The organism is Pseudomonas sp. Lb2C2 (assembly GCF_052112205.1).
In the GTDB taxonomy this organism is placed as follows: Bacteria; Pseudomonadota; Gammaproteobacteria; order Pseudomonadales; family Pseudomonadaceae; genus Aquipseudomonas; species Aquipseudomonas kilonensis.
Map to the genome: position 1 here is coordinate 16,071 of NZ_JAUTYW010000011.1, position 15,543 is coordinate 31,613.

Consider the following 15,543-nt stretch of genomic DNA (forward strand, 5'->3'; position numbering starts at 1 on the left):
CACCGCTTTCGCGAGCAAGCCCGCTCCCACAGGGTTCAACTCAGTTCAGGATATCCCCTGGCACCCGCACAACCCCTTCCATCAACACCCGCGCGCTACGGCTCATGATGGCTTTTTTCACGGTCCACTCGCCGTTGACCTGGCTGGCCTCGGCGCCGACGCGCAGGGTGCCGGAGGGGTGGCCGAAACGCACGGCGTTGCGCTCGATGCCGCCGGCCGCGAGATTGACCACGGTGCCGGAAATCGCCGCGGCGGTGCCGATGGCTACCGCTGCAGTGCCCATCATGGCGTGGTGCAGCTTGCCCATGGACAGCGCCCGCACCAACAGGTCAACGTCCCCGGCCGCCACGGCTTTTCCGCTGGATGAAACGTAGTCCGCCGGCGGCGCGACGAACGCCACTTTCGGGGTGTGCTGGCGCTGGGCGGCTTCGTCCAGGTGTTTGATCAAGCCCATGCGCAAGGCGCCGTGGGCGCGGATGGTTTCGAACATGGCCAACGCCTTGGGATCGCCGTTGATGGCGCCCTGCAGTTCGGTGCCGGTGTAACCGACGTCCCGGGCATTGATGAAAATCGTCGGGATCCCAGCGTTGATCAGCGTCGCTTTGAAGGTACCCACACCGGGCACTTCCAAGTCGTCCACCAGATTGCCGGTGGGAAACATCGAACCTCCACCGCCCTCTTCCTCGGCCGCCGGGTCCATGAATTCCAATTGCACTTCGGCCGCCGGAAAGGTTACGCCGTCGAGTTCGAAGTCCCCGGTTTCCTGCACCGCGCCGTCGGTGATCGGCACATGGGCGATGATGGTCTTGCCGATGTTGGCCTGCCAGATCCGCACCACGGCCACGCCGTTTTGCGGGATACGGCCAGGCACCACCAAGCCACTGCTGATAGCGAATGAACCGACCGCCGCCGACAGGTTGCCGCAGTTGCCACTCCAGTCCACGAACGGCTTGTCGATGGACACCTGGCCGAACAGGTAATCGACATCGTGATCGGCCCGGGTGCTCTTGGACAGGATCACTGTCTTGCTGGTGCTGGACGTCGCGCCGCCCATGCCGTCGATCTGCTTCTCGTATGGGTCGGGGCTGCCGATCACCCGCAGCAGCAAGGCATCCCGAGTCGGGCCAGGGACACGGGCCGCTTCGGGCAGGTCTTGCAGGCTGAAGAACACGCCTTTGCTGGTGCCGCCACGCATATAGGTAGCGGGAATTTTGATTTGCGGTGCGTGAGCCATGATGCTCCTCAAGCGGACACGCCGGGTGTCCGCAGCTGTGATTTAGACGGCAACCGCCGATTCAAGGAAGTCCTGGGCAAAGCGTTGCAGCACGCCCCCGGCTTCATAGATCGACACTTCTTCAGCGGTATCGAGGCGGCAGGTCACTGGCACTTCGACGCGCTCGCCGTTCTTGCGAGTGATGACCAGAATCAGCGTCGCCCGCGGGGTGCGCTCGCCGATCACGTCATAGATTTCGCTGCCGTCGATGCCCAGGGTCTTGCGATCGGTGCCGGGCTTGAACTCCAGCGGCAACACGCCCATGCCCACCAGGTTGGTGCGGTGGATACGCTCGAAACCCTCGGCGGCGATCGCCTCGACACCGGCCAGGCGCACGCCCTTGGCCGCCCAGTCCCGCGACGATCCCTGGCCGTAGTCGGCGCCGGCAATGATGATCAGCGGCTGCTTGCGCTCCATGTAGGTCTCGATGGCTTCCCACATGCGCATGACCTTGTCTTCCGGCTCGACCCGGGCCAGGGAGCCCTGCTTGACCTTGCCGTTTTCCTGGACCATTTCGTTGAACAGTTTCGGGTTGGCGAAGGTGGCGCGTTGCGCGGTCAGGTGGTCGCCGCGGTGGGTCGCGTAGGAGTTGAAGTCCTCTTCCGGCAGGCCCATTTTCGCCAGGTATTCGCCGGCGGCACTGTCCAGCATGATGGCGTTGGACGGCGACAGGTGATCGGTGGTGATGTTGTCCGGCAGCACCGCCAGCGGGCGCATGCCCTTGAGCGGCCGCGCACCGGCCAGCGCGCCTTCCCAATACGGCGGACGGCGGATGTAGGTGCTTTGTGGGCGCCAGTCGTACAGCGGCGTCACTTTCGGCCCGGTGTCTTCCTGGATGGCGAACATCGGGATGTACACCTGGCGGAACTGCTCCGGTTTCACCGAGGCCTTGACCACCGCGTCGATTTCTTCGTCGCTCGGCCAGATATCCTTGAGACGGATTTCCCGACCGTCCACCATGCCCAGTACATCCTTCTCGATGTCGAAGCGGATGGTCCCGGCGATGGCATAAGCGACCACCAGCGGTGGCGAGGCGAGGAATGCCTGCTTGGCGTACGGGTGAATGCGCCCGTCGAAGTTGCGGTTGCCCGACAACACGGCGGTGGCGTACAGGTCGCGGTCGATGATTTCCTGTTGGATCACCGGGTCCAGCGCGCCGGACATGCCGTTGCAGGTGGTGCAGGCGAACGCCACCACGCCGAAGCCCAGTTGCTCCAGCTCTTTGGTCAGGCCCGCTTCATCCAGGTACAGCGCCACGGTTTTCGAACCCGGCGCCAGGGACGACTTGACCCACGGCTTGCGGACCAGGCCCAGGCGGTTGGCGTTGCGCGCCAGCAGGCCGGCGGCGATCACGTTGCGGGGGTTGCTGGTGTTGGTGCAACTGGTGATGGCGGCGATGATCACCGCACCGTCGGGCATTTGCCCCGGCACATCGTCCCACTGCCCGGAAATACCTTTGGCAGCCAGATCCGACACCGCGACACGGGCGTGCGGGTTGCTCGGGCCTGCCATGTTGCGCACCACCGACGACAGGTCGAAGGTCAGGCCCCGCTCGTATTGCGCGCCCTTGAGCTTGTCGGCCCACAGGCCGGCCTGCTTGGCGTAGGTCTCGACCAGTCGCACCTGGTCGTCTTCGCGCCCGGTGAGCTTCAGGTAATCGATGGTTTGCTGGTCGATGTAGAACATCGCTGCCGTGGCACCGTATTCCGGGGCCATGTTGGAAATGGTCGCGCGGTCGCCCAAGGTCAGGGCACTGGCGCCTTCGCCGAAAAACTCCAGCCACGCCCCCACGACTTTTTGCTTGCGCAGGAACTCGGTCAGTGCCAGCACCATGTCGGTGGCGGTGATGCCCGGTTGCAGCTTGCCAGTCAGCTCGACGCCGATGATTTCCGGCAGGCGCATCCACGAGGCGCGGCCGAGCATGACGCTTTCGGCCTCCAGGCCACCGACGCCGATGGCGATCACACCCAGGGCATCGACGTGGGGCGTGTGGCTGTCGGTGCCCACGCAAGTGTCGGGGAACGCCACGCCGTCACGCTGCTGGATCACCGGGGACATTTTTTCCAGGTTGATCTGATGCATGATCCCGTTGCCCGGCGGAATCACGTCGACATTTTTGAAGGCCTTCTTGGTCCAATTGATGAAGTGGAAGCGGTCTTCATTGCGCCGGTCTTCGATGGCGCGGTTCTTGGCGAAGGCCTGAGGATCGGAACCACCGCTTTCCACCGCCAGGGAATGGTCGACGATCAGTTGGGTCGGCACCACCGGGTTGACCTGCGCCGGGTCACCGCCCTGCAAGGCGATGGCGTCGCGCAGGCCGGCCAGGTCCACCAGCGCGGTCTGGCCGAGGATGTCATGGCACACCACGCGCGCCGGGAACCACGGGAAGTCCAGGTCGCGCTTGCGCTCGATCAGTTGCAGCAGCGACGCGCCCAGCGTGGCCGGGTCGCAGCGACGTACCAGGTTCTCCGCCAGCACGCGGGAGGTGTACGGCAGGCCGTCGTAGGCGCCGGGGCGAATGGCATCCACGGCCTCGCGAACGTCGAAATAATCCAGCGAAGTGCCGGGCAGCGGTTTGCGAAATTCTGTGTTCATCGTCAGGACTCGGGTCACGGTGGTTTCAGAAGGGTTGGCGCCGGACTTGAAGCGACCCCGGCCACTGTGGGAGCGAGCTTGCTCGCGATAGCGGTGTATCAGTCGACATTAATGTTGAATGTCAGTGCGCAATCGCGAGCAAGCTCGCTCCCACAGGGTTTCGGGGGTATCCGGTGCCTGCGGCTAGAACCCTCCAGCTCAGCGTTGTTCGATTGGCACGAACTTGCGCTGTTCGACGCCGGTGTATTCGGCGCTCGGTCGGATGATGCGGTTGTTGGCGCGTTGTTCGAACACGTGGGCGGCCCAGCCGGTCAGGCGCGAGCAGACGAAGATCGGCGTGAACAGCTTGGTCGGGATGCCCATGAAGTGGTAGGCCGAGGCATGGTAGAAATCGGCGTTGGGGAACAGTTTCTTCTGCTCCCACATGGTCTTGTCGATGGCTTCGGAAACCGGGAACAGCACCGTGTCGCCCACTTCATCGGCGAGTTTTTTCGACCAGCCCTTGATCACCTCGTTGCGCGGGTCGTTGTCCTTATAGATCGCGTGACCGAAGCCCATGATCTTGTCCTTGCGCGCCAGCATGCCGAGGGTGCCTTCGATGGCTTCCTGCGGTGAGCTGAAGCGCTCGATCATTTCCATCGCCGCTTCGTTGGCGCCGCCGTGCAGCGGGCCGCGCAATGAGCCGATGGCGGCGGTGATGCAAGAGAACAGGTCCGACAGCGTGGAGGCGCAGACCCGGGCGGTGAAGGTCGAGGCGTTGAATTCGTGCTCGGCGTAGAGGATCAGCGAAACATTCATCACCTTGACGTGCAGCTCGCTCGGCTTCTTGCCGTGCAGCAGGTGCAGGAAGTGGCCGCCGATGGAGACTTCGTCGGTCACGCACTCGATGCGCTGGCCTTGGTGGCTGAAGCGATACCAGTAGCACATGATGGCCGGGAACGCGGCCAGCAGGCGGTCGGTCTTGTCGTGCTGCTCGGAAAAGTCTTCCTCGGGTTCCAGGTTGCCCAGGAACGAGCAGCCGGTGCGCATCACATCCATCGGGTGGGCGTCGGCGGGAATGCGCTCCAGCACTTCTTTCAAAGCTTGGGGCAAGTCCCGCAACTGGCGCAGTTTACCGGTGTAGGCGTCCAGCTGTGCCTGGGTCGGCAGCTCGCCGTACAGCAGCAGGTAGGCCACTTCTTCAAATTGCGCATCTGCCGCCAGGTCGCGAACGTCGTAGCCGCGATAGGTCAGGCCAGCGCCCGACTGGCCTACGGTGGACAATGCGGTTTGCCCGGCCACCTGGCCGCGGAGCCCGGCGCCACTGAGTACTTTTGCTTCGGCCATTTGCTGTCTCCATTTTCTTGAATTTGTAGGGGAGTCGCGCCTTACTTCTTCGCCGCGAACAACGCATCGAGCTTCTGCTCGAAGGTGTGGTAGTCGATGCGATCGTAAAGCTCCATGCGGGTCTGCATGGTGTCGATGACATTCTGTTGTGTGCCGTCGCGACGGATCGCGGTGTAGACGTTCTCGGCCGCCTTGTTCATGGCCCGGAAGGCCGACAACGGGTACAGCACCAGGGACACGTCGGCACCGGCCAGCTGTTCGGTGGTGTACAGCGGGGTCGCGCCGAATTCGGTGATGTTGGCCAGGATCGGCGCTTTCACGCGGCTGGCGAACAACTTGTACATCTCAAGCTCGGTGATGGCCTCGGGGAAAATCATGTCGGCACCGGCCTCGATGCACGCAGCGGCGCGGTCCAGGGCTGACTCCAAGCCTTCCACCGCCAGGGCATCGGTACGGGCCATGATCACGAAGCTGTCATCGGTGCGGGCATCGACGGCGGCCTTGATGCGGTCGACCATCTCTTGCTGCGAGACGATTTCCTTGTTCGGGCGATGGCCGCAACGCTTGGCACCGACCTGGTCTTCGATATGAATGGCCGCCGCGCCGAACTTGATCATCGACTTGACCGTACGCGCCACGTTGAACGCCGAGGAACCGAACCCGGTGTCCACGTCCACCAGCAACGGCAGGTCGCAGACGTCGGTGATACGGCGCACATCGGTCAGCACGTCATCCAGGCCGGTGATGCCCAGGTCCGGCACGCCGAGGGAGCCGGCCGCCACACCGCCGCCCGACAGGTAGATCGCCTTGAAACCGGCGCGTTTGGCCAGCAGCGCGTGGTTGGCGTTGATCGTGCCCACCACTTGCAGCGGATGCTCGTTGGCGACCGCATCGCGGAAACGCTGGCCTGGCGTGCTCTTGCTGGAACTCATGACTCACCTCGTTCAGTGGCGGCGCTGTCCTGGAAATGACGCGCAATGTTGCGTTTGGACGCACCGATATGCCGGCGCATCAATAATTCAGCCAGTTCGCCGTCACGGTCGGCGATGGCGTCTAGAATCCGGTGGTGCTCGGCAAAGGCCTGGCGCGGACGGTTGGGCGTGGTGGAAAACTGGATGCGGTACATGCGCACCAGTTGGTACAGCTCGCCGCAGAGCATCTGCGTCAGGGTGCGGTTGCCGCTGCCCTGGATGATCCGGTAATGAAAGTCGAAATCGCCTTCCTGCTGGTAATAACCGACACCGGCCTGGAACGCCGCATCGCGCTCGTGGGTTTCCAGCACCCGGCGCAGTTCGTCGATTTCTTCCAGGCTCATGCGTTCGGCCGCCAGGCGACAGGCCATGCCTTCGAGGGATTCACGGATTTCGTAGAGTTCCAGCAGCTCGGCATGGCTCAGCGACACCACCCGAGCACCGACGTGAGGCACCCGCACCAGCAGGCGCTGGCCTTCCAGGCGGTGAATCGCCTCGCGCAGCGGCCCGCGACTGATACCGTAGGTGCGCGCCAGCTCAGGCTCGGAGATCTTGCTGCCGGGGGCGATCTCGCCTTTGACGATGGCGGCCTGGATACGTCGGAAAACGTTCTCGGACAGGGTCTCCGAATCGTCCTGGGCCATCACCGGGGTTTCGAGCTGATCGAGCATATTGTCGACACCTTGCAAATCAATACGGCAAAAACTAACCAATAGCAGCGTAAAGGTCAAAGCAAAAATCAACATTGTCGACAATCGTCTAATAACCCTACCCGACATAACCGCTCGTTTGAATGCGTCGTAGCCTCCGGCCAGCGGTGGCGTCAGAAAACCACCGTGCTAGAATGCCGCGCGATTTGCCGCTCTCCTTTTATATAGGGAAGGCTGCCCAGGGAGCTTGTGCAGTAATGCCAGGGCCTGAACCGATAAACGGAACGCTGCGCACCAGGATCTATGACACTCAAGCCCTTCACCGCTGTTCTTTATTTCATGTGCCTACCGGGGCTTGCCATGGCGGGTGAAAAAACCGTGTACGGCCTCAACGAATACGCCGCCCTGCAGGGCATCGACCTGGAGGTCGCCGCCAAGCTCGACACTGGCGCCAAGACCGCGTCCCTCAGCGCCCGGGACATCAAGCGCTTCAAGCGCAATGGCGAGTCCTGGGTGCGCTTTTACCTGGCCATTGACGCGGCCCACTCGCACCCCATCGAACGTCCGCTGGCCCGGGTCAGCAAGATCAAGCGCCGCGCCGGTGACTACGACCCGGAAGAAGGCAAGAAATACACGGCCCGGCCAGTCATCGAACTGGACATCTGCATGGGCTCGGCCCTGCGCAGCATCGAAGTGAACCTGACCGACCGTAGCGCCTTCCAATACCCGTTGCTGATCGGTTCCGAGGCGCTCAAGCGCTTCGACGCGCTGGTCGACCCCAGTCTCAAATACGCTGCCGGCAAACCCGCCTGCGCCAATGCCGCTCAAACCGCAGAGTAATTCCAATGCGCTCCCTTACCCTCCATCTGAAAATGCTGATCGCCATCCTGGTGGTGCTGGGCCTGTCGGTGACGGCCTATCAGATTTTCGTGCTCGGCATCCCGGTCACCGAAGACGCCACCGACGACTTGTGGAACATCGACGCCAAGGTCGAGTTCGTGCCCAACGCCAAGGATCCGGTGAAGATCCAGATGTTCGTGCCGCCTCTGAGCCGCGACTACGTGAGCCTCAACGAGAGTTTCATTTCCAACAATTACGGCGTGGCGGTGAACCGGGTTGACGGCAACCGCAAGGTGACGTGGTCGGCCCGTCGCGCCAAGGGCAACCAGACCCTGTATTACCGCCTGGTGCTGACCAAGCGCTACAGCGCCGAGAAAACCAAGGTCAAGGGCCCAACCTTCCGCGACAGCATCGCCGTCGAAGGCCCGGAGAAACTGGCCGCCGAAGCCCTGCTCGCGCCGATCCGCCAGCATTCGGCCGACGTCGAGACATTCATCAGCGAAGCCATCAAGCGGGTCAACAACCCCAACGACGACAACGTCAAGCTGTTGCTGGCCGGCGACCCGTCCTCGGCCAACAAGGCGCGCATCGTCGAATTGGTGCTGTCCATCGCCCACGTGCCGGTGGAAAAGGTCCACACCATCCGCCTGGTGGCCGACCAACCGCAGGCCCCTGAACTGTGGCTGCGCAGTTTCAACGGCACCGACTGGCTGTATTTCAACCCGGACTCCGGCGAACAGGGCCTGCCCACCGACCGCCTGTTGTGGTGGACCGGCGATGAAAACCTGATCACCGTCGATGGCGGCAAGAAAGCCACCGTCACCTTCAGCATGAACAACAGCGAAATGAACGCCATTCGCCTGGCCAAGCTGACGGACGAGAACACCGACGCCAACTTCCTCGAATACTCACTCTACGGCCTGCCGCTGCAGACCCAGCAAACCTTCATGATCATGGTCATGATCCCGATCGGCGTGCTGGTCATCCTGATCCTGCGCAACCTGATCGGCCTGCAAACCCTCGGGACCTTCACCCCAGTGCTGATCGCCCTGGCCTTCCGCGAAACCCAACTGGGCTTCGGCATCATCCTGTTCACGGTGATCACCACCCTGGGCCTGTCGCTGCGTTCGTACCTGGAGCACCTCAAGCTGCAGATGCTGCCGAGGCTCTCGGTGGTGCTGACGTTCGTGGTGGTGCTGATCGCCGCCATCAGCCTGTTCAGCCATAAGCTGGGCCTGGAGCGCGGCTTGTCGGTGGCGTTGTTCCCGATGGTGATCCTGACCATGACCATCGAACGCCTGTCCATCACCTGGGAAGAACGCGGCGCCGGCCACGCGATGAAAGTCGCCATCGGCACCTTGTTCGCCGCGTCCCTGGCGCACCTGATCATGAGCGTGCCGGAACTGGTGTACTTCGTGTTCACTTTCCCGGCGATCCTGCTGATCCTGGTGGGATTCATGCTGGCCATGGGTCGTTATCGCGGCTACCGCCTGACCGAGCTGGTACGGTTCAAGGCCTTCCTCAAGGCAGACTCCTGATGTTCGGCTTCTGGAAGACCTGGAAGGCCCTGGAAGCCCGGGGCATCATGGGCATCAACCGGCGTAATGCCGACTACGTGCTCAAGTACAACAAGCGCAGCCTGTACCCCATCGTCGATGACAAGATCATCACCAAGGAACGGGCCATCGCCGCCGGCATTCATGTGCCGGAGCTGTACGGGGTGATCTCCACCGAGAAGGAAATCGACAAGCTCGACGAGATCATCGGCGGGCGCACCGACTTCGTGATCAAGCCGGCCCAGGGCGCTGGCGGTGACGGCATCATCGTCATCGCTGATCGCTTCGAAGGCCGCTATCGCACGGTGTCCGGCAAGATCATCAGCCATGAGGAGATCGAGCACCATGTCTCCAGCATCCTCACCGGCCTGTACTCCTTGGGTGGACACCGTGACCGGGCACTGATCGAGTACCGCGTGACGCCGGACCAGATCTTCAAGAGCATCAGCTACGAAGGCGTTCCGGACATCCGCATCATCGTGCTGATGGGCTATCCGGTGATGGCCATGCTGCGCTTGCCAACCCGCCAGTCCGGCGGCAAGGCCAACCTGCACCAGGGCGCCATCGGCGTGGGCGTCGACCTCGCCACCGGCCTGACCCTGCGCGGCACCTGGCTGAACAACATCATCACCAAACACCCCGACACCACCAACGCGGTGGACGGCGTGCAACTGCCCTACTGGGACGGTTTCATGAAACTGGCCGCCGGTTGCTATGAACTGTGCGGGCTGGGCTACATCGGTGTCGACATGGTGCTGGACCAGGAAAAAGGCCCGTTGATCCTGGAACTGAACGCCCGGCCGGGGCTGAACATCCAGATCGCCAACGACTGCGGCCTGACCCTGCGCACCCACGCAGTGGAAGCCCGCTTGGAAGACCTCAAGGCCCGGGGCGTTATCGAAACCGTGGAAGAGCGCGTGGCATTTGCACAGGAGTTGTTTGGGCATATTCCGCCGGTTGAGGGTTGAGGCCGAGGTTTGAAAGCTGAAGCTGAGGTTGAGGGCTGAAGTGTGAAACCCTGTGGCGAGGGAGCTTGCTCCCGCTGGGTTGCGCAGCAACCCCAAAGCCCAACACCTCAGTCCCATCAGGTTGATTGCATTCAACTGCCCTGGGGGTTGCTTCGCAACCCAGCGGGAGCAAGCTCCCTCGCCACAAGTGTTCACACCACAGATATCGTCTCCCCCCATACTTGCCCATCTCCGACATCCCTCTAGGAGCAAATCCTACAGAGGGATTACAATCGCTCCCCCGCCTGAACGGCTGACCTGCCCCGCCCATGCCAACCTGCTCCGTACACCCGCTGCCCTACCGCGCCAACCCCGCCGAGTATTTCGCGGCGATCCGTCATGCCCCTGGCAGCGTGCTGCTCGACAGCGGCCGGCCGAGTGCCGAGCGCGGGCGTTACGACCTGCTCAGCGCCTGGCCGCTGGCGCAACTGGCGGTGTTGCCGGACGAGAGCGGCAGCGATTTCCTGCAACGCCTGCGCATTCAACTGACACAACTGGGCGACGCGGTACTGCCGACCACGGTGCAATTGCCCTTTGCCGGAGGGCTGATCGGCTACTTGAGCTACGATTTCGGCCGACACCTCGAAACCCTGCCATCCCACGCCAAGGACGACTTGCAACTGCCCGACGCGCGTTTTGGTGTGTACGACTGGGCGCTGGTCAGCGATCACCAGGCCGGCACCAGCCAATTGGTGTTCCACCCCCATTGTGGCGAAGGCGAACGCCAGCGCCTGATCGCGCTGTTCAGCCAGCCAACCCCGGCTCCCGCTCCCCCGTTCAGCCTTAACGGACCGATGGCGCCAGACCTCAGCGCCGAAGCCTATCGACAGGCCTTCGAGCGTATCCAGGCGTATATCCAGGCGGGTGACTGCTACCAGGTCAATTTTGCCCAGCGCTTTCGCGCGCCCTGCCAGGGCGATGCCTGGGCCGCGTACCAGGCGCTGCGGGAGGCGTGCCCGACGCCGTTTTCCGGCTTCCAGAGCCTGCCCGATGGCGGCGCGGTGCTGAGCCTGTCCCCCGAGCGCTTCGTCAAGGTCAGCGAAGGCCAGGTGGAAACCCGGCCGATCAAGGGCACCCGGCCCCGCGGCACAACACCCAGCGAAGACGCGGCCCACGCCGCCGAGTTGCTGGCCAGCCCCAAGGACCGAGCGGAAAACCTGATGATTGTCGACCTGCTGCGCAACGACCTGGGCCGCACGTGCCGCATCGGCTCGGTGCGGGTGCCGGAGCTGTTCAGCCTCGAAAGTTACCCGAACGTGCATCACCTGGTCAGCAGCGTGACCGGCGAGTTGGCTGTGGATAAAGACGCCCTCGACCTGATCGCTGGTAGCTTTCCCGGCGGCTCGATCACCGGCGCGCCGAAAATCCGCGCCATGCAAATCATCGACGAACTCGAACCGACCCGACGCGGCCTGTATTGCGGCTCGTTGCTGTACCTGGATGTGCGCGGGGAAATGGACAGCTCCATCGCCATCCGCAGTTTGCTGGTCAAGGATGGGCAGGTGTGCTGCTGGGGCGGCGGCGGGATTGTCGCGGACTCGGACTGGGAGGCCGAGTATCAGGAGTCGATTACCAAGGTCAGGGTCTTGCTCGAAACCTTGCAGAACCTCTAAAGCATCGCGGGCAAGCCTTGCTCCCACAGGAGGCATGACACCAGCCTGTGGGAGCAAGGCTTGCCCGCGATGACAGTGTGTCAGTCGACACCAATGCCGGCTGAACCACCGCTATCGCGAGCAAGCTCGCTCCCACAGGAGTTGGGTTACAGGCTCAGGCTGCGGTTCGAAGCCTTGAGAAACTCCTGCTTCAACTCGGCAAAGCTATGCACCGCCGGGAATTGCGGGAATTCACGAATCACGTTTTCAGGCGCATGGAACAGAATCCCTGCATCGGCTTCCCCCAGCATCGTGGTGTCGTTGTAGGAATCCCCCGCCGCAATCACCCGGTAGTACAGGCTCTTGAAAGCCAAAACCGACTGACGCTTGGGATCTTTCTGACGCAACTGGTAGCCGGTCACCCGCCCGCTGTCATCGGTAATCAAGCGATGGCAGAGCAACGTCGGGAAGCCCAACTGGCGCATCAACGGCTGGGAAAACTCGTAGAACGTGTCGGAAAGAATCACCACCTGGAAGCGCTCGCGCAGCCAGTCGACGAACTCGATGGCGCCGTCCAGCGGCTTGAGGGTGGCGATGACTTCCTGGATGTCGGAAAGCTTGAGGCCGTGTTCATCGAGGATGCGCAACCGTTGCTTCATCAGCACGTCGTAGTCGGGAATGTCCCGAGTGGTTGCCCTGAGGGAGTCAATCCCGGTTTTTTCAGCGAAGGCGATCCAGATCTCCGGGACCAGTACACCTTCCAGGTCGAGACAGGCAATTTCCACAAGACACTCCCATTTTTTCTGATGTTTATCGGTTGAGCGAACAAAAGGCTTGCCGACTCTAGCCATTCGTCGAAGCCTGCGCAACGCACAGGAACGCGCCAGCCCCGACAGCTTTTGTTACCATCAGCCCTATATAGAGCGCCCAGCGCCACCGACCTGTAGGAAACCGCCCTGATGAGCCCATCGTTTGACGTCGTGGAACTCGCCACGACCTATGCCAACAAGTCCCCGCAGGACATCCTCAAACTGGCCTTCGCCGAATTCGGCGACGAGCTGTGGATATCTTTCAGCGGCGCCGAAGACGTGGTGCTGGTGGACATGGCCTGGAAACTGAACAAGAACGTCAAGGTGTTCAGCCTCGACACCGGCCGCCTGCACCCGGAAACCTATCGTTTCATCGACCAGGTGCGCGAGCACTACAAGATCGACATCGAACTTGTGTCGCCGGACTACACGAAACTTGAACCCTTCGTGAAGGAAAAGGGCCTGTTCAGCTTCTACAAGGACGGTCACGGCGAGTGCTGCGGTATCCGCAAGATCGAACCATTGCGGCGCAAACTGACCGATGTCCGCGCCTGGGCCACCGGCCAGCGCCGCGACCAGAGCCCCGGTACCCGCAGCCAGGTGGCGGTGTTGGAAATCGACACGGCGTTTTCCACCCCGGAACGCACCCTGTACAAGTTCAACCCCCTGTCGCAGATGACCAGCGAAGAAGTCTGGGGTTACATCCGCATGCTGGAGCTGCCTTACAACAGCCTGCATGAACGCGGTTTCATCAGCATCGGCTGCGAGCCCTGCACCCGTCCGGTGCTGCCAAACCAGCACGAACGCGAAGGCCGTTGGTGGTGGGAAGAAGCCACGCAGAAAGAATGCGGGCTGCACGCCGGGAACATCATCGCCAAATCCAAGACCGTCTAAGCGTCCGCCGGACCCTGTACACAAAAATGTCACTACAAGTGGCATTTTTGTGTGCACTTATTCCGTTACCGCCCCCAAAGGTTACACACACCTTCCCGTCTCGCCTGCCCTTCCAACTCCACTGGCGTTCGCCAAAAAATAAATACCTGTTTAAACGGTCAGTTTTAAATCACGGTATTTCAGTCAGTTATTCAAAGATCATAACGAAACGAAATTAGCGCTTCTTCGAATAGATCCGTAAGTGGCATAGATCTGGCTTGAGTCGACACATGTTTTGTATACAACTTATATAAAACATACACACACTTTAGATCCGCAAGCCTGAAGCGCCCTATCCCGTACAGGCTGCAGATGCCCCGTAATCAATGATGCTCGCCCGCCGCGACGAAGATTTGTCGAGCCCCGCGCTCATGCACAGTCATCGCTGCGCCGAGAATCAGGAGCCTGCCGGAATGCGTACAAGTCTCTCCAATAACATCGCGCTGGATCTGCCCTCCACCACCACGGCCCTCGACGACAACACTGCCGCGTCCCTGGCCCTGAGCCCGAGGCTGCACAACAAGGACCTGGCGCCGACCAAGGCCGAAGGTCGACGCTGGGGTCGCTACAGCATCTTTGCCCTGTGGACCAACGACGTGCACAACATCGCCAACTATTCCTTCGCCATCGGCCTCTATGCCCTGGGCCTGGGTGGCTGGCAGATCTTGCTGTCCCTCGGGATAGGCGCGGCGCTGGTGTATGGCTTCATGAACCTGTCCGGCTACATGGGCCAGAAAACCGGGGTGCCGTTCCCGGTGATCAGCCGGATCAGCTTCGGGATCCATGGCGCGCAGCTTCCGGCCTTGATCAGGGCGGTCATCGCCATTGCCTGGTTCGGTATCCAGACCTACCTGGCGTCGGTGGTGTTTCGCGTATTGCTGGTGGCGATCCACCCGGGCTTCGCCGACTACGACCACGACTCGATTCTCGGCCTGTCGAGCCTGGGTTGGGTGTGTTTCGTGGCGATCTGGTTCGTGCAACTGGTGATCCTGGCTTACGGCATGGAGATGGTGCGCCGCTACGAAGGTTTTGCCGGACCGGTGATCCTGGTGACCGTCGCGGCCCTGGCCGGTTGGATGTACACCCAAGCCGACGCCACCATTGCCTGGTCGATCCGCGAACCGCTGACCGGTGGCGAAATGTGGCGCAATATCTTTGCCGGTGGCGCGCTGTGGCTGTCGATCTATGGCACCTTGATTCTCAATTTCTGTGACTTCGCCCGCTCCTCGCCGTGCCGCCGGACCATCATCGTCGGCAATTTCTGGGGCCTGCCGGTGAATATTCTGGTGTTTGCCGGGATCACCATCCTGCTCTGCGGCGCGCAATTCCAGATCAATGGGCAAATCATTGAAAGCCCGACCCAGGTGATTGCCTCGATCCCCAACACCTTCTTCCTCGTATTGGGCTGCCTGGCCTTCCTGATCGTCACCGTGGCGGTGAACATCATGGCCAACTTCGTCGCCCCGGCATTCGTGCTCAGCAACCTGGCGCCCAAGTACCTGACCTTCCGCCGCGCCGGGTTGATCAGCGCCGCCATTGCCGTACTGATCCTGCCGTGGAACCTCTACAACAGCCCGCTGGTGATCGTGTATTTCCTGTCCGGCCTCGGCGCCCTGCTCGGGCCGCTGTACGGCGTGATCATGGTCGACTACTGGCTGCTGCGAAAAGGCCGCATCAACGTGCCGCAACTGTACAGCGAGGACCTAAACGGTGCGTATTTCTACAGCAATGGGGTCAACCTGCGCGCGGTGGCGGCGTTCATTCCGGCGGCGCTGATCGCGATTATCCTGGCGCTGGTGCCTGGTTTTGACAGTGTGTCACCGTTCTCCTGGCTGATTGGCGCTTCGATTGCAGGGCTGCTGTACCTGATCATCGCCAAGCGCCAGCCGTATTACGAGGACGTCAGCGGCGAATCCATCGCTGTGGATAACATCAATCATTGATCGCTCGAACGGCCCGCCAGGTTCGGGCCGCTTACTTTTATGTGTTAA

Annotated in this window: 12 protein-coding genes; 6 read left to right on the top strand and 6 right to left on the bottom strand. The window is 61.9% G+C overall.

The annotated features are described in order from the left end of the window. Positions 1 to 40: 40 nt before the first annotated feature. The 5 genes from prpF to Q7F16_RS27400 form a co-directional block, all read right to left on the bottom strand. Complete coding sequence (gene prpF, locus Q7F16_RS27380; RefSeq protein WP_186651358.1) at positions 41 to 1,234, bottom strand: 2-methylaconitate cis-trans isomerase PrpF; 1,194 nt, start codon at positions 1,232 to 1,234, stop codon at positions 41 to 43. 42 nt (positions 1,235 to 1,276) lie between these two features. Next, on the bottom strand, positions 1,277 to 3,868 hold the full coding sequence (gene acnD, locus Q7F16_RS27385; RefSeq protein WP_409557373.1) for a Fe/S-dependent 2-methylisocitrate dehydratase AcnD: 2,592 nt from the start codon (positions 3,866 to 3,868) through the stop codon (positions 1,277 to 1,279). A gap of 198 nt (positions 3,869 to 4,066) precedes the next feature. Continuing rightward, a complete protein-coding gene (gene prpC, locus Q7F16_RS27390; protein WP_014339418.1) occupies positions 4,067 to 5,194 on the bottom strand; it encodes a bifunctional 2-methylcitrate synthase/citrate synthase in 1,128 nt (375 codons plus the stop codon). 41 nt (positions 5,195 to 5,235) lie between these two features. Further along, complete coding sequence (gene prpB / locus Q7F16_RS27395) at positions 5,236 to 6,126, bottom strand: methylisocitrate lyase (RefSeq protein WP_046065801.1); 891 nt, start codon at positions 6,124 to 6,126, stop codon at positions 5,236 to 5,238. Further along, positions 6,123 to 6,836, bottom strand: coding sequence for a GntR family transcriptional regulator (locus Q7F16_RS27400; RefSeq protein ID WP_041476053.1), 714 nt, complete (start codon positions 6,834 to 6,836; stop codon positions 6,123 to 6,125). The genes prpB and Q7F16_RS27400 overlap by 4 nt, the downstream gene beginning before the upstream one ends. 282 nt (positions 6,837 to 7,118) lie before the next feature. Between Q7F16_RS27400 and rloA the strand changes: the two genes are divergently transcribed. The 4 genes from rloA (at position 7,119) to pabB (ending at position 11,831) form a co-directional block, all read left to right on the top strand. Continuing rightward, positions 7,119 to 7,655, top strand: a complete 537-nt coding sequence (gene rloA / locus Q7F16_RS27405) for a retropepsin-like aspartic peptidase RloA (protein ID WP_046065800.1) — start codon at positions 7,119 to 7,121, stop codon at positions 7,653 to 7,655. A gap of 5 nt (positions 7,656 to 7,660) precedes the next feature. After that, the gene (gene rloB, locus Q7F16_RS27410) at positions 7,661 to 9,193 is read left to right on the top strand and encodes an osmotic stress tolerance membrane protein RloB (protein ID WP_041476054.1); all 1,533 of its coding nucleotides are present in this window, start codon (positions 7,661 to 7,663) and stop codon (positions 9,191 to 9,193) included. Next, positions 9,193 to 10,179 (top strand): alpha-L-glutamate ligase-like protein, encoded by a 987-nt coding sequence (locus tag Q7F16_RS27415; protein WP_046065799.1) that lies wholly within the window; start codon positions 9,193 to 9,195, stop codon positions 10,177 to 10,179. Before rloB ends, Q7F16_RS27415 begins: the two co-directional genes overlap by 1 nt. Before the next feature lie 308 nt (positions 10,180 to 10,487). Beyond that, entirely contained in the window at positions 10,488 to 11,831 is a 1,344-nt protein-coding gene (gene pabB / locus Q7F16_RS27420; protein ID WP_046065798.1) for an aminodeoxychorismate synthase component I, read from the top strand. 146 nt (positions 11,832 to 11,977) lie between these two features. On the opposite strand, the gene thrH is transcribed toward pabB, so the two are convergent. Next, entirely contained in the window at positions 11,978 to 12,595 is a 618-nt protein-coding gene (thrH, locus tag Q7F16_RS27425; RefSeq protein WP_186651350.1) for a bifunctional phosphoserine phosphatase/homoserine phosphotransferase ThrH, read from the bottom strand. 174 nt (positions 12,596 to 12,769) lie between these two features. Between thrH and Q7F16_RS27430 the strand changes: the two genes are divergently transcribed. Together Q7F16_RS27430 and Q7F16_RS27435 are read left to right on the top strand one after the other, a co-directional pair. Further along, complete coding sequence (locus tag Q7F16_RS27430) at positions 12,770 to 13,513, top strand: phosphoadenylyl-sulfate reductase (protein ID WP_013693959.1); 744 nt, start codon at positions 12,770 to 12,772, stop codon at positions 13,511 to 13,513. Between the two features lie 452 nt (positions 13,514 to 13,965). After that, positions 13,966 to 15,495, top strand: coding sequence for an NCS1 family nucleobase:cation symporter-1 (locus Q7F16_RS27435; RefSeq protein ID WP_046065796.1), 1,530 nt, complete (start codon positions 13,966 to 13,968; stop codon positions 15,493 to 15,495). Positions 15,496 to 15,543: the final 48 nt, after the last annotated feature.